The 14,839-nt window shown below is 64.1% G+C and carries 10 protein-coding genes; 1 reads left to right on the top strand and 9 read right to left on the bottom strand.

The annotated features are described in order from the left end of the window. Positions 1 to 175: 175 nt before the first annotated feature. The 9 genes from cysQ to J2T57_RS18490 all read right to left on the bottom strand — a co-directional run bounded on the left by cysQ (position 176) and on the right by J2T57_RS18490 (position 11,807). Entirely contained in the window at positions 176 to 943 is a 768-nt protein-coding gene (cysQ, locus tag J2T57_RS18530) for a 3'(2'),5'-bisphosphate nucleotidase CysQ (protein WP_253483203.1), read from the bottom strand. Positions 944 to 977: 34 nt separating this feature from the next. Next, on the bottom strand, positions 978 to 2,702 hold the full coding sequence (locus J2T57_RS18525) for a bifunctional sulfate adenylyltransferase/adenylylsulfate kinase (protein WP_253483200.1): 1,725 nt from the start codon (positions 2,700 to 2,702) through the stop codon (positions 978 to 980). Between the two features lie 23 nt (positions 2,703 to 2,725). After that, positions 2,726 to 4,495: an SLC13 family permease gene (locus J2T57_RS18520; protein ID WP_253483197.1), complete on the bottom strand. Its 1,770-nt coding sequence runs from the start codon at positions 4,493 to 4,495 to the stop codon at positions 2,726 to 2,728. Between the two features lie 236 nt (positions 4,496 to 4,731). Then, positions 4,732 to 5,610: a UTP--glucose-1-phosphate uridylyltransferase GalU gene (gene galU / locus J2T57_RS18515; protein ID WP_253483194.1), complete on the bottom strand. Its 879-nt coding sequence runs from the start codon at positions 5,608 to 5,610 to the stop codon at positions 4,732 to 4,734. Between the two features lie 84 nt (positions 5,611 to 5,694). Continuing rightward, positions 5,695 to 7,323, bottom strand: a complete 1,629-nt coding sequence (pgi, locus tag J2T57_RS18510; RefSeq protein ID WP_253483191.1) for a glucose-6-phosphate isomerase — start codon at positions 7,321 to 7,323, stop codon at positions 5,695 to 5,697. A gap of 78 nt (positions 7,324 to 7,401) precedes the next feature. Next, positions 7,402 to 8,751: a UDP-glucose dehydrogenase family protein gene (locus J2T57_RS18505; protein ID WP_253483188.1), complete on the bottom strand. Its 1,350-nt coding sequence runs from the start codon at positions 8,749 to 8,751 to the stop codon at positions 7,402 to 7,404. A gap of 74 nt (positions 8,752 to 8,825) precedes the next feature. Then, positions 8,826 to 9,833: an NAD-dependent epimerase gene (locus J2T57_RS18500; protein WP_253483185.1), complete on the bottom strand. Its 1,008-nt coding sequence runs from the start codon at positions 9,831 to 9,833 to the stop codon at positions 8,826 to 8,828. 177 nt (positions 9,834 to 10,010) lie between these two features. After that, positions 10,011 to 10,466: a single-stranded DNA-binding protein gene (ssb, locus tag J2T57_RS18495; RefSeq protein ID WP_301289548.1), complete on the bottom strand. Its 456-nt coding sequence runs from the start codon at positions 10,464 to 10,466 to the stop codon at positions 10,011 to 10,013. 141 nt (positions 10,467 to 10,607) lie between these two features. After that, a complete protein-coding gene (locus J2T57_RS18490; protein WP_253483182.1) occupies positions 10,608 to 11,807 on the bottom strand; it encodes an MFS transporter in 1,200 nt (399 codons plus the stop codon). A gap of 158 nt (positions 11,808 to 11,965) precedes the next feature. Here J2T57_RS18490 and uvrA point away from each other — a divergent pair, with 158 nt between their 5' ends. Further along, entirely contained in the window at positions 11,966 to 14,815 is a 2,850-nt protein-coding gene (gene uvrA, locus J2T57_RS18485; RefSeq protein WP_253483179.1) for an excinuclease ABC subunit UvrA, read from the top strand. The last annotated feature ends 24 nt before the right edge of the window (positions 14,816 to 14,839 follow it).

Genomic DNA, 14,839 nt, shown 5'->3' with positions numbered 1-14,839 from the left:
CCAACGTTTGGCCGTGCATCGGCGTTGGGCCATGCCCGCTGTAGGGTGCGTTAGCGCTTGCGCGTAACGCACCGCGTCGACGCCAGGGCATCCCGCCCGCCCCGGCCACAGGCACAAACGTCGGTCCGGTGCGCCGCTCATGGACCGACGTTCCCCGATCCGGCCGCACCCACCCCTACGCCGACACAATGAAAAACCCGTTCAGCAGGTTTTCCTTGTTGTACGGCAGGGGCTGGTTGCGGTCTTCCACGGTAACCACGCGACCACCGGCGGCCTCGACGATGGCCTGGCCGGCACCGGTATCCCATTCCATGGTGGGCCCAAACCGCGGGTAAAGCGTCGCCCTGCCTTCCGCCACCACGCAGAACTTCAGCGAACTGCCCACCGGCACGGAATCGGCCACCTCGATGGTCTCAAGGAAGGCGGCCAGCTCACCCGAAGGATGGGAGCGGCTCTTGACCACCGCGTGCCCCTCCCCCTGCGCCGGCTGCCGCACCCGCAGCGGTGTCACCGTGCCGGCGGCATCCTGCTTCCAGGCCTCGCCGCCAAGCTCACCGAAATACAGCACGTCCAGCGCCGGCGCGTAGATCACCCCGAGCACCGGCCGCCCCCTGTCGATGAGGGCGATATTCACGGTGAATTCACCATTACGCTTGATGAACTCCTTGGTGCCATCCAGCGGGTCCACCAGCCAGAAACGCTGCCACTGCTGCCGCTCGGCGTAGGGGATATCGCGCCCCTCTTCCGAGAGAATGGGAATGTCGGGGGTCAGGGCCCGCAGGCCGGCATCGATCACCTCGTGGGAGCGGCGGTCGGCCTCGGTGAGCGGCGAGTTGTCTTCCTTGGTCTCGACGCCGAAATCCGGCCGATTGTAGACCTCAAGGATGGCAGCGCCGGCCCGTCGGGCCAGCGCACGCAATGCGTCGGTATCAAGGTCGGCCATGATGCCTCCTGTTGTCTCCAGCGCAGCAATCAGGCTACTGGAGATCGATAAACCCCTGCTTCTCCAGATGCAGGATGATCTGCTGCGCCAGTTCGTCGGCAGTGAACTGGGAGGTATCCACCACCACCTCCGGATTCTCCGGCGCCTGGTAGGGATCGTCGATCCCGGTGAACTGCTTGATCAAACCGGCCCGGGCCTTGGCATAAAGACCCTTGCGATCCCGCTCTTCGCACACCTCCAGTGGCGTCGCCACATGCACCTCGACGAAACCACCATACTGGCTGATCATCTCCCGCACCTCGCGGCGGGTCGACGTGTAGGGGGCGATGGGTGCACAAATGGCCACACCCCGGTTCTTGGTGATCTCACTGGCCACATAACCGATGCGCTTGATGTTGATCTCCCGGTGTTCCTTGGAGAAGCCGAGCTCGCTGGACAGGTGCTTGCGCACCAGATCGCCGTCAAGCAGGGTCACCGGCCGGGTGCCAAGCTCCATGAGCTTGGCCACCAGCACGTTGGCGATGGTGGACTTGCCGCTGCCGGAGAGTCCTGTAAAGAACACCGTGAAACCCTGTTCCCGCTTGGGTGGGAAGGCCTGACGCAGGCGGGTGATCACCTCCGGATAGGAGAACCACTCGGGAATCTCCAGCCCCTCGCGCAGGCGACGGCGCAGTTCGGTACCGGAAATATTCAGCACACGGGCTTCTTCAGGCACCTCGGAGCGGGGCACGTACTGCGCCATGTCCTCGACGTAGACCATTTCCTCGAAAGGCTGCATGGCGATGCCGAGTTCCTCCTGATGGCGTTCCACCAGGTCCTGGGCCTCGTAGGGGCCGTAGAAATCCTCGCCATGGCTGTTCTTGCCCGGACCGGCGTGATCGCGCCCGACGATAAACCGCGCGCAGCCATAGTTCTTGCGAATGATGGCGTGCCACACGGCTTCACGCGGGCCACCCATGCGCATGGCCAGGGGCAGCAGCGACAGCGCCGTGGTCTGCTCCGGAAAGTGGCGCACCACCTCCTGATAACAGCGCACCCGCACGAAGTAGTCCACATCGCCGGGCTTGGTCATGCCCACCACCGGGTGGATCAGCAGGTTGGCTTCACCCTTCTGCGAGGCCCGCTTGGCCAGCTCCACGTGGGCGCGATGCATGGGGTTGCGGGTCTGGAAGGCGACAACGCTGTTCCAACCCATCTTGGTGAACCAGTCGCGCAGCTCCCTGGGAGTGTGCCGCAATTGCTTGAAAGTGTGGTGCGGCGGCAGTTCCAGACCTTCCAGGCGCCCACCGACGTAGACAGGGTTGGTCTGGTGCATGAGCCGGAAGACTTCCGGATGCGCCGGATCGGCGGCACCGTAGACCTGCTCCGCCTCCTTCTTGAAGTCGGGGCGGTAGAGGTCTTCCACCGTCATGATGGCAAGTACCATTCCCTCGGGGTGCCGCAGGGCAATCCGGCTACCGGGCTCCAGCGTCTCGGCAAACGCCTCGGTGACGTCCAGGTTGATGGGGATGGGCCAGAGGCTGTCATCAGCAAGGCGCATGCGTTCGCAGACGGCAGTGTAATCGGCCTCGGTCAGGAAGCCCTCGAGCGGCGAGAAACCGCCGTTCAGCAACAGTTCGGCATCGCAGACCTGACGGGCTGTGAGATCCCAGGAGGGGAGATCCACCGCCTCGGCCTTGAGCGCGTCCAACCGCTCCGGCGAGACGATGAGCTCTTTCAGGGTGCCGCCATGGGGCGGCGTGATGTCGGATGCGGTCATGACGAGTCTCCCGGTCTAACGATTCAGAAATTCCACACCAGCGGTATCACCAGCACCGCCACCAGCCCGGTAATGAGGTTCAGCGGCAGGCCGATGCGCAGAAAATCCGCGAACCGGTAGCCGCCGGGGCCGTAGACCATCAGGTTGGTCTGATAGCCGATGGGGGTGGCGAAACTGGCGGACGCCGCCAGCATCACGGCAATGGCGAAGGGCAGGAAGTTGAGCCCCAGGTCCCCGGATACCGCGTAGGCAATCGGGAACATCAGCACGGCGGCGGCATTATTCGTTATGACCGCCGTGAATATCGCCGTCAGCAAATAAATGGTGGCAAGGTTAACCCATGCGCCGTCTCCAGTCAGCCCGACCACTGTCTTCGCGACACCTGTGGCAACACCGGTCTTGTCCAGCGCCATGCCCAGGCCGAAGGCGGCGGCGATGACAAGCAGCACCGACCAGTCGATGCTGCGCCGCGCCCGATCCACCGTACAGCAGCGGGTCAGCAACATGCCGGCGGCCGCCAGCAGCGCGCCCTCGAGCATGGACAGCCAGCCCATGCTCACCGTGGCCACCATGACTGTGAGCAGGCCAATGGCAATGGGCGCGCGGTCATGGCGCGGCGGTGCGGAGTCGGCGATGGGGCTGATCAGGAAAAAATCGCGGTTGTTGCTCTGCTGCTCGGCGAAAGCCGAGCGGGTCTCCAGCAGCAGGGTGTCACCTGGCTGCAGCACGATATCGCCGACCTTCTGTCGCAGCCGCTCGCCGTTACGGGCAACCGCGATCACCACCGCATCGTAGTGGCTGCGGAACTGCCCCTCCCTAATGCTCTTGCCCACCACCGGGCAACTGCCGGACACCACGGCCTCGACCAGGGTGCGATTGTGGCGCTGACCGTGCAGCTTGAAGACCTGATCCGTGGCCGGGGTGAGGCCGCGGATTTTCTGCAGTTCGACGACGGACTCGACGATGCCCACGAACACCAGGCGATCACCGGATCGCAGCCGCTCCTGGGGCGAGACCGCGGGCAGCACGTCACCGTCGCGATCGATTTCCGCCAGGAACATGCCGGTGAGGTGACGCAGCCCGCCTTCTTCGATGGTGCGCCCCACCAGCGGGCCATCCTTGTCCACCAGCATCTCGACGCTGTATTCCCTGGGATCACCCAGCTGACTCAACGCCGGCCGGCGATCGGGCAACAGCCAGCGGCTGGTCAGCAGGATGAAGCCCATGCCGACGATGGCCACCGGCACTCCGACCCAGGCCAGGTCGAACATACGCAGGCCGTCATCCGGGGTACGCTCGAGGATGAGGCCATTGATGACGAGGTTGGTGCTGGTGCCGATCAGCGTGCAGGTGCCACCCAGGATAGCGGCGTAGCTGAGCGGGATCATCAACCGCGAGGCGGGCAGGTTGAACTTGCGTGCCCAGGCGCTCACCGCCGGAATCAGCATCGCCACTACCGGGGTGTTATTGAGGAAGGCGCTGAGAAAAGCCACCGGGCTCATCACCCGCACCTGCGCATGGGCCAGTGACCGGGGCTTGCCCAGTATGCGATGCACGATCCAGTGGATGCCGCCGGTCTGCTCCAGGCCGGCCACCACCACGTAGAGCACCGCAACGGTGATCAAGCCCTGGTTGGCCAGGCCGCCGAAGGCCTCCGACGGCGTCAGTACGCCGGCCACCAGCAACACCGTCAGCCCCGCCAGAAAGACCATGTCCGGCGCAAGACGCGTCACGCTCAGCACACCAAGCACGCCGATCACCACACTGACGGTCAACCAGGCTTCCCAGGCCACGATGCAGCACTCCGGACAACAACGACACACAGCGTAGCAGTCACCGCTGCACCTTTAAGGAAGCGCCGGGGGAACCTGCCACGCTGCGAGAGAGCCAGAAACAGAACCGGGAGACCCGGCATAACCCCAGAGAGCCAATGGCTTTCCGGGAGGCGCTACCTTACCGCCCGGCGCGCCACGCCGAAAGACGCGATCGCCATGTGCTCATGGCGCAACGATCTATGCGCCGAGTCCGCTCAGGCCCAATCCCTGGAGTGCAGATAGGCGCGGAACTCTTCGCCGAGTTCCGGATGCTTGAGGCCATATTCCAGCGTCGCCTTGAGATACCCCAGCTTGCTGCCGCAGTCATAGCGGGTGCCGGTGAACTCATGGGCATAGACCGCCTCGTAGCGCAGCAGTGTGGCGATGGCGTCAGTGAGCTGAATCTCGCCACGGCTGTCGGGGTCGGTGCTTGCCAGCAGGTCAAAAATGCGTGGCGTCAGGATGTAGCGCCCCACCACGGCGAGGTTCGACGGTGCATCCGCCGGCTTGGGCTTCTCCACGATACCGTGAACCCGGGCGATGCCATCGTGCATCTCTTCTGCACTGACCACACCGTACTTGTCGGTCTCCGACTCGGGAACCCGCTCGACGCCGAGCAGAGAACTCTGCAGGTGTTCGAACTCCTTCGTCATCTGCGACAGCACCTGCTGACCGTGACCATCGATGAGGTCATCGGCCAGAATGACGGCGAACGGCTCATTGCCGACAACCGGGCGGGCGCAACCAACTGCATGGCCGAGACCCAGCGCCTCGCCCTGTCGGATGTAAATGCAATTGACGTTCGCCGGCACCGTACTCTTGACGATCTCCAGCATGCGCTCCTTCTTCTTGTTGCGCAGCTCGACTTCCAGCTCATAGGCGGTATCGAAGTGGTCCTCGATGGCACGCTTGGTTCGCCCGGTGACGAAGACCATGGTGTCGATGCCGGCCGCCACGGCCTCTTCCACCGCGTACTGGATCAGCGGCTTGTCCACCACCGGCAGCATTTCCTTCGGGCTCGCCTTGGTGGCGGGCAAAAAGCGTGTACCCAGGCCCGCGACTGGAAAAACTGCCTTGCGGATGCGGTAGGTCATGGAAAGCCCCCGTCGTTGTCATGTGAAATACCGGATGCGCGCTACCATACGTGTGCCCGGAATCAACGGGCAAGACCGCGCTGCCTACTCCCGGTAACGCCTCAGGCGCCTGATCAGCGCCGCCGTCGAGGCATCCACCTCGGCGGGTGGTTCGGCACGGCCGGCGACGGCATCGATGAGATCGTCCGCCATCAGCTTGCCCAGTTCGACCCCCCATTGATCAAAGGGGTTGATGTCCCAGACCACCGACTGCACGAACACCCGGTGCTCGTACAAGGCCATCAGCATGCCCAGATGATGCGGGTCGACCCGCGGAAAAACCAGTGTACTGCTGGATACGTTGCCGGGTTGGGTACGATGCGGCAGCAAGGCTTCGATACGCTCCGGCGACAGGCCTGCGGCCTGCATGGCGACGGTCATGGCGGCCTCGTCGCGCCCTTCCATCAGCGCCTGGGCCTGGGCGAGCCCGTTGGCCAGGGTGAGATCCTGCTGCCCCTCGCTGCCACCAGAACCCTGGGCGGGGAGCAGAAAATCCACGGTCACCCGCTCCATCCCCTGATGAATCAGCTGCAGGAACGAATGCTGGGCATTGCCGCCGAACTCACCGAGCAGCAGGGGTGCCGTAGGCACGCTCACCGGTGAGCCATCGCGACGCACCGATTTGCCGTTGGATTCCATATCGAGTTGCTGCAGATAGGCCGGGAATCGCCCGAAACGATGATCATAGGGCAGCACCACATGGCCATGGGTATCCAGGCAATTGCGGTGCCACACTGCCAGCAGGCCCATGATCACCGGCATGTTCTGCTCGAAAGGCGCCTCGCGGAAGTGGCGATCCATGCGATGCATGCCAGCGAGGAACTCGCTGAATTGCGACCAGCCGATGGTCAGCGCCAGGGGCAGCCCGACAGCGGATGAGACGGAATAACGCCCACCGACCCACTCGCCCATGAGGAATTGATGGTCATCGGCGATGCCCCAGGCAGTCATGGCCTCGGGCTTGCTGGAGATCGCCACCACATGCACGGCAACCGCCCGCGGGCCGAGCCTGTCTTCCAGCCAACGGCGCATCACTTGGGCATTGCCGAAGGTATCGGGGGTGCTGAAAGACTTGGAGGAGATGATGAACAGCGTGCGCGCCGGGTCCACGGTGGCCAGCACATCCGCCAGCTGCACCCCGTCCATGCCGGAAACGAAATGGGTGGTGACTCCGGGGCGGTGGTAGCCGGCCAGCGCGTGCGACGCCATCACTGCACCCAGATCCGAACCGCCAACGCCCAGGTTGACCACCGTATCCAGGCGCTTGCCGGTCACGCCCCGCAAGGTACCGCGCTCGAATCCGGTGACGAACTCCTGCAGGCGTTGCCGTTGCGCAAATACCGTAGGTACCAGGTTGACGCCGTCGACTTCCACCTTGGCGCCGGGGTCGCACTCCCGCATCAGGGTATGCAGGGCGGGCCGCCGCTCGGTGTTGTTGACCTCGGCCCCGCTGAACAGCCCATCGATCCGCTGGCGCAGGTCCACTGCCTCGGCAAGCTGAAGGAGGCCACGGCGGGCGTCGTCATCGAGCAGGTGCTTGGAATAATCGAGGTGGAGGTCGTCCAGGGTGACGGCGTAGCGCCCTACCCGCTCCGGATCGTGCCGGAACAGTGTACTGATGCGTGTCTCCCCAAGGGATGCCGCCACTGCACGAAGCCGCGTCCATTGCGCCATGTCGACGTTATTCCACCCTTTATCGCGATACGAGGCGCCTGCGCGCTTCGCTTTCGCGCAGTCTGCCGCATTATGTAGTTATTTTGTAGTGCGCTGCCGCACGCTATCTCCACGCCCCATGGCGTAATAGGTAAAGCCGTGATCCACCAGCGTGCGTGGGTCGTACAGGTTGCGCCCGTCAAAAATGACAGGGCTTTTCAGATCCTTGCGCAGACGGCCGAAATCCGGGCTGCGAAAGACTTGCCACTCGGTGCAGATTGCCAGCACATCAGCACCGGTCAGCGTGTCATACGGCGTTTCGCACAGGCGCAGGTCGTCCCGCTCGCCGTAGATGCGCCGGGTTTCATCCATGGACTCCGGGTCATGGGCCTGCACCCGGGCGCCAGCCTCCCACAGGGCCTCCATCAGGGCACGGCTGGGTGCCTCGCGCATGTCATCGGTGTTGGGCTTGAAGGCAAGCCCCCAGAGGGCGATCACCCGTCCGCTCAGATCGCCATGGAAATGGTCGCTGATTCGCTGGAACAGCACACCCTTCTGCCTGGCGTTCACGGCTTCCACCGCATCCAGGACCAAGGGCTCGTAGTCCACACCCCGCGCCGTACGGGCCAGCGCCTTGACGTCCTTGGGGAAGCACGAGCCACCGTAGCCGCAACCCGGGTAGATGAAGTGGTAACCGATCCGGGGGTCAGAACCGATGCCGTTGCGCACGGCTTCGATATCGGCGCCAAGACGCTCGGCCAGACCGGAGAGCTCGTTCATGAAGCTGATCTTCGTGGCGAGCATGGCGTTGGCGGCATACTTGGTGAGCTCTGCAGAGCGCACATCCATGACGATGAGCTTCTCGTGACTGCGGCTGAACGGCCGGTAGAGCTCCCGCATCAGCCGCGTCGCCTTGTCGTCATCGCTACCGACAACGATACGATCCGGCTTCATGAAGTCGGCGATGGCCGCGCCTTCCTTCAGGAACTCGGGGTTGGAGACCACGCTGTAGGGCAGGCTGACACCGCGCTCGGCCATGGTGCTCTCCAGTGCCTCGCGCACCCGGTCGGCGGTGCCCACGGGCACGGTGGACTTGTTGACCACCACCCGGTAATCATCGATGTGCTGGCCGATGGAGCGGGCCACCGCCAGCACATACTGGAGATCCGCTGAGCCATCCTCATCCGGCGGCGTACCCACGGCGATGAACTGCATGAGGCCATGGGCCACCGCCTGACTGACATCGGTGGTGAAGCGCAGCCGACCGGCTTCGCGGTTGCGGGCAATGAGATCATCAAGCCCCGGCTCATGGATCGGCACCTCACCGCGGTTCAGCCGATCAACCTTGGCCTGGTCCACGTCCACGCAGAGCACGTCGTTGCCTGCATCCGCCAGACAGGTTCCGGTGACAAGGCCGACATAGCCGCTGCCGAAGATGGTAATTTTCATGGTTATTCCGCGTTATTTCAGTCGTTTGTATTTAACAGGGGCGGTTCGCTCAAGCGCCGGCACCCCGGCGCTGATCAAACCCCGTAATACTCCCGGTACCAGGCCACGAACCGCCGCACGCCCTCTTCCACCGGGGTTGCCGGCCGGTAATCCACATCCTGCACCAGGTCTTCCACGTCGGCGTAGGTGTCGGGTACATCGCCGGGCTGCAATGGCAGCAGGTTCTTCTCCGCCTTGCGCCCCAACGCGTCTTCCAGCACCTCGATATAGCGCATCAATTCCACCGGCTGATTGTTGCCGATGTTGTACACGCGATACGGCGCCAGGCTGGTCCCGGGGTCGGGTTTCATGGCGTCCCAGGCGGGGTTGGGCGGTGCCACGTGATCAAGCGTGCGCACGACGCCTTCGACGATGTCATCAACATAGGTGAAGTCGCGGCGATGATTGCCGTAATTGAACACGTCGATGGGTTCGCCCGCGAGTATCTTCCGCGTGAACAGGAACAGCGCCATGTCCGGTCGGCCCCAGGGGCCGTACACCGTGAAGAAGCGAAGGCCGGTAGTGGGCAGGCCGTAGAGGTGCGAGTAGGTGTGGGCCATCAACTCGTTGGCTTTCTTGGTGGCCGCATACATGGACAGCGGGTGGTCCACGTTATGGTGCACCGAGAAGGGCATGGCCTTGTTGGCACCGTAGACGGAACTGCTGGACGCGTAGACCAGATGCCCCACCTGGTGGTGCCGGCAGCCCTCGAGAATATTCATGAACCCCACCAGGTTGCTGTCCACATAGGCGTGGGGGTTCTCGAGGGAGTAGCGCACACCGGCCTGGGCGGCAAGATGGACGACGCGATCGAAACCCTGCTCGGCAAACAGCGCAGTCATGCCGGGGCGATCCGCCACGTCCATCTTCACGAAGTGGAAACCGGCGTCGTCCTGCAGACGCGCCAGTCTCGCCTCCTTGAGGCGCACATCGTAATAGTTGTTGAGATCGTCGAGCCCGACAACCGTATCGCCGCGATCCAGCAACACGCGGCTGACGGCGGAACCGATGAAACCCGCTGCACCAGTAACCAGTATCTTCATGTCCACACCCTGGGTGACTCCGGACGCGGCGTACACCGCGGCGACAGAGGCGCAAAGCCTACTACTTCGAGGGGCCGACAGGAAAGAATACGCTGACCATCAAGGTGAGCGGAAGGTTGACGCCGCCGGACCGGTAATCACCGTCCAGCGACTTCAAAAACGACGTTTCAGGATGCCCTAGAACGGGATATCGTCGTCAAAACCGCCGTCGTCCATGGGGGCGGTTTCCGACTGATCCTTTTTCGGTGCGTTCTGCGAGCGGTTGCCGCCGCCACCTCCGCCACCCATGCCTTCGCCGCGACCATCAAGCATCTGCATGTCGTTGGCGACGATCTCGGTAGTGTAACGGTCCTGCCCGTCCTGACCCTGCCACTTGCGGGTCTGCAGGCGGCCCTCAATGTAGACCTTCGAACCCTTGCGCAGGTACTCGCCAGCAATCTCGGCGAGCTTGCCGAAGCACACGACGCGATGCCATTCGGTCTTTTCCTGCTGCTCCCCGCTCTGCTTGTCGCGCCAACTCTCGGTAGTCGCCAGCCGGATGTTGGTCACCGCGGCCCCGTTGGGGCTGTAGCGGGTTTCCGGATCGACCCCAAGGTTACCGATGAGAATGACCTTGTTGATACCACGCGCCATGATGTCCTCCAGTATTCAGTATGCTCGGTCAGCGGCTTCCATGCCCCGGACGGCGAACGGCACAGCCTTCGTGCGCCCGCGGATGACCCGGTACTCTACCCGACTTCGGGGGTTAGCCGCACCCCATTCCGATGGACGGGTTCATGCGCCTCGGTGGCCACCCACACTCGCCGGTGAGGCCTCCCGATTCACCAGCCGCTGCACGCCGAATGTGGCCCAGGTCATGGCCAGCGCAGCCATGGCGAGCACCGCCCACACACCTACCAGCTGCAACACGATTCCGCCCGAGACACCGCCCAGAAATGCGCCCGCGAACTGGTAGGTGGCGTAGACGCCCAGCGCACTGCCCCGCACGCGCTCCTGGGCATAGCGCGATGTCAGAGCCGGGAGACAGGCCTCAAGCAGGTTGAAGCCGGAGAAAAACAGCCACAGGCCGCAGACCAGAAGCAGCGTGGAGCCACTGCCGAAGGCGAGCAGTGCCAGGGACAAGGCCACCGCCCCGCCGGAAAGCACGGCGATCCGACGACCGCCCTCGGCACTTTCCGTGCGTCGCAGCCCCAGGGCCAGCACGGGGATCGTGCACAGCAGGACCGGCAGGTACACCCGCCAGTGCCCACCGACATCCAGCCCGACGGTGTCCACCAGGGCCAGCGGCACCACGAGAAACAGCGCGGTCAGGGAGAAATTGAGCGCGCCGATGCCGACGTTCAGGCGCAGCAGGTTGCGATCTGCAAGGGCCTCGCGAAAACCGCGGGCGGCATCTTTCCAGACTTGTGGCCGGCGGGCCGGTGGATCGGGCACCAGCACCAGCAGGGCCACGATGGCCGCGACGGCCAGCGCCGCCGTCACCCAGAACAGGCCAGCCAGACCAAACGCGCCAGCCAGCAACGGCCCCAGCACCAGGGCAATGATGAACGCCGCGCCAATGGTGATGCCGATGGCGGCCATGACCCGGGAGCGCTTTTCCGGCGGTGTGAGATCCGCTGCCAGGGCCAGCACCGCCGCGGCAATGGCCCCGGCCCCCTGCAGCGCCCGGCCGATGATCACGCCCCAGACCCCATCCGAGACTGCCGCAAGCACGCTGCCAGCGAGAAAGATCAGCAGGCCGAAAACAATCACCGGTTTGCGGCCGAACCGATCCGACAGCCAGCCCAGTGGAATCTGGAAAATGGCCTGAGTCGCACCGTAAGCACCCAGAGCCAGGCCCAGCAAAGCGGGTGTGGCGCCCTCCAGGGCGGGCCCGTAAATGGCCAACACCGGCAGCACCAGAAACAGGCCGAACATGCGCAAGCCAACGATGCTGGCAAGGCCGACGGCGATACGGGTGAGGGTGGGCTGCATGGATGCGGCGGCTCTATCGAATCAGCGAAAGCCGCAATGGTACGCACCTTCCAGAACGGTTTGCCAGACCGCTTCCACCCGGATGCTCGTCAGCGGACCTGCATTCAAGGTGGCGCACGTTGTAAACTGTACGGCTTTGTCTCGCCAACGGTTGGTCCATGAACTTCATCAGCATACGCGGCGCACGCACCCACAACCTGCAGAATATCGATGTCGATCTGCCGCGGGATCGGCTCATCGTCATCACCGGGGTCTCGGGTTCCGGCAAATCGTCACTGGCCTTCGACACCATCTATGCCGAGGGCCAGCGGCGCTATGTGGAGTCGCTGTCCACCTACGCGCGGCAGTTTCTGTCCATGATGGACAAGCCGGATGTCGACGACATCCAGGGGCTTTCACCGGCGATCTCCATCGAGCAGAAGGCGACCTCCCACAACCCACGCTCCACCGTGGGCACGGTGACCGAAATCCACGATTACCTGCGGCTGCTCTACGCCCGGGCGGGCACTCCGCGCTGCCCGGAGCATGATGTCGCCCTGAATGCCCAGACGGTGAGCCAGATGGTGGATCACATCCTGGAACTGCCGGAGGGAGAGAAAGTCATGCTGCTCGCGCCTGTGGTGGACGACCGCAAGGGCGAGCACCAGCAGGTGCTGCAGGAACTACGCGCCCAGGGCCTGATCCGGGCACGAATCGACGGCACAGTGGTGGACCTGGACACCATGCCGGCACTGGACCCCCGCCACCACCACACCATCGAAGCGGTGGTGGATCGCTTCAAGGTGCGGCCGGATATCGCCGGACGGCTGGCGGACTCCATCGAGACCGCGCTTGGCCTTGGCAACGGCGTCCTCCGGGTTGCCTGGATGGATGAACCGGAGCGCCCGCCACTAGCGTTCTCATCAAAGTATGCCTGCCCCCATTGCGGCTACTCCCTAGTCAGCCTCGAGCCACGGCTGTTCTCGTTCAACAGCCCCCATGGCGCCTGCCCCACCTGCGATGGCCTGGGCGTCACCCAGTTCTTCGATCCGGATCGCCTGATCACCAATCCGGCAGTGAGTCTTGCCGGTGGCGCGATACGTGGATGGGATCGGCGCAACGCCTACTATTTCCACATGATCGAGTCGCTGGCAGAGCACTACGACTTCGATCCCGGAACGCCCTACCAGGACCTACCGGAACAGGTTCGCCAGGTGCTTCTCCACGGCAGTGGTGAAGAGGTGATTCGTTTCCGCTACCTGCAGGGGAACGGTAAGCGCGCCACGCGGGAACACGCCTTCGAAGGCGTCATTCCCAACATGGAGCGGCGCTACCGGGAATCCGAATCCAATATCGTGCGCGAGGAACTTGGCCGCTATATCAGCAGCCGGGTGTGCCCGGAATGCCACGGAGCCCGCCTTAACGAGAGCGCGCGCCACGTGTTCGTGGGCGACATGCGACTGCCAGAGGTCGCGGCACTGGCCGTCGGCGAGTGCCTGGACTACTTCGAGGGGCTGGAACTCCCCGGCGCCAAGGGCGAGATCGCCGAGCGCATCGTCCAGGAGATCCGCGCCCGGCTGCGCTTCCTGCTCAACGTGGGCCTGCAATACCTGACCCTGGATCGCGGTGCCGGCACGCTCTCCGGCGGCGAGGCACAGCGGATTCGCCTGGCAAGCCAGATCGGTGCCGGGCTGGTCGGCGTGATGTACGTGCTGGACGAACCCTCCATCGGCCTGCACCAGCGGGACAATGATCGGCTGCTGGAAACCCTCACCCGCCTGCGGGACATGGGCAACACGGTGATCGTGGTGGAGCACGACGAGGACGCCATTCGACAGGCAGACCATGTGGTGGACATGGGGCCGGGCGCCGGCACCCGGGGCGGGCTGCTGGTAGCGCAGGGCACGCCGGCCCAGATTGCCGCGTCGGCGGACTCCCTCACCGGGCAGTATTTGTCCGGGCGACGCGGCATCGCCCTGCCGGAGCGCCGCATCCCGCCGCAGCCGGACCAGTGGCTCACCATCCGCAACGCCCGCGGCCACAACCTGCAGGGAGTCGATGCTTCCATACCGGCCGGACTCATGGTGTGCGTGACCGGCGTATCCGGCTCGGGCAAGTCGACGCTGATCAATGAAACGCTCTACAAGGCGGCGGCGCGCTCGCTGAACGGTGCTGCCGTGGAGCCCGCCGAATGCGACGCGGTGGAGGGCCTTGAACTGTTCGATAAGGTCGTGGACATCGACCAGAGCCCCATCGGCAGGACGCCCCGCTCCAACCCCGCCACCTATACCGGCATCTTTACCGGTATCCGGGAGTTGTTCGCCGGTACCCAGGAGGCTCGGGCCCGGGGTTACGCGCCGGGCCGATTCAGTTTCAATGTGAAGGGCGGGCGCTGCGAGGCCTGCCAGGGGGACGGCGTCGTCCGGGTAGAGATGCACTTCCTGCCGGACGTCTACGTGCCCTGCGACGTCTGCCACGGGCGACGCTACAACAGGGAAACCCTGGAGGTGAAGTACAAGGGGCTCAACATCCATCAGGTGCTGGACCTCACCGTGGAAGATGCCCTGCCGCTATTCGATCCGGTGCCGGTGCTGAAGCGCAAGCTACAGACCCTGATGGACGTGGGGCTGACATACGTGAAACTCGGCCAGAGCGCCACCACCCTGTCTGGCGGTGAGGCACAGCGGGTCAAGCTCGCTCGCGAGCTTTCGAAGCGCGATACAGGGCATACGCTCTACATCCTGGACGAGCCCACCACGGGGCTGCACTTCCACGACATCGAGCAATTGCTGGGCGTGCTCCACCGTTTGCGGGACAACGGCAATACCATCGTGGTGATCGAGCACAATCTGGACGTCATCAAGACCGCTGACTGGATTATCGACCTGGGGCCCGAGGGTGGCACCGGCGGCGGGCAGATCATTGCAACGGGAACGCCTGAAGCGGTCGCGGCGGTGGAAAGCTCCCACACCGGGCGTTATCTTGCTCCGATGCTGAAGCCCGACGCCGCCCGAAGGACCGGTTCCTGAGCGAGCAGCGTACACACCTCTATT

Origin of the sequence: Natronocella acetinitrilica (assembly GCF_024170285.1) — a bacterium.
In the GTDB taxonomy this organism is placed as follows: Bacteria; Pseudomonadota; Gammaproteobacteria; order Nitrococcales; family Aquisalimonadaceae; genus Natronocella; species Natronocella acetinitrilica.
This window is presented reverse-complemented; position numbering and strand designations above follow the sequence as displayed.

What these genes read in the sequence shown, in the direction of transcription:
- cysQ (WP_253483203.1), bottom strand. Translation starts at nt 943, where the DNA reads ATGGCCGACCTTGATACCGACGCATTGCGTGCGCTGGCCCGACGGGCC.
- J2T57_RS18525 (WP_253483200.1), bottom strand. Translation starts at nt 2,702, where the DNA reads ATGACCGCATCCGACATCACGCCGCCCCATGGCGGCACCCTGAAAGAG.
- galU (WP_253483194.1), bottom strand. Translation starts at nt 5,610, where the DNA reads ATGACCTACCGCATCCGCAAGGCAGTTTTTCCAGTCGCGGGCCTGGGT.
- pgi (WP_253483191.1), bottom strand. Translation starts at nt 7,323, where the DNA reads ATGGCGCAATGGACGCGGCTTCGTGCAGTGGCGGCATCCCTTGGGGAG.
- J2T57_RS18505 (WP_253483188.1), bottom strand. Translation starts at nt 8,751, where the DNA reads ATGAAAATTACCATCTTCGGCAGCGGCTATGTCGGCCTTGTCACCGGA.
- J2T57_RS18500 (WP_253483185.1), bottom strand. Translation starts at nt 9,833, where the DNA reads ATGAAGATACTGGTTACTGGTGCAGCGGGTTTCATCGGTTCCGCCGTC.
- ssb (WP_301289548.1), bottom strand. Translation starts at nt 10,466, where the DNA reads ATGGCGCGTGGTATCAACAAGGTCATTCTCATCGGTAACCTTGGGGTC.
- J2T57_RS18490 (WP_253483182.1), bottom strand. Translation starts at nt 11,807, where the DNA reads ATGCAGCCCACCCTCACCCGTATCGCCGTCGGCCTTGCCAGCATCGTT.
- uvrA (WP_253483179.1), top strand. Translation starts at nt 11,966, where the DNA reads ATGAACTTCATCAGCATACGCGGCGCACGCACCCACAACCTGCAGAAT.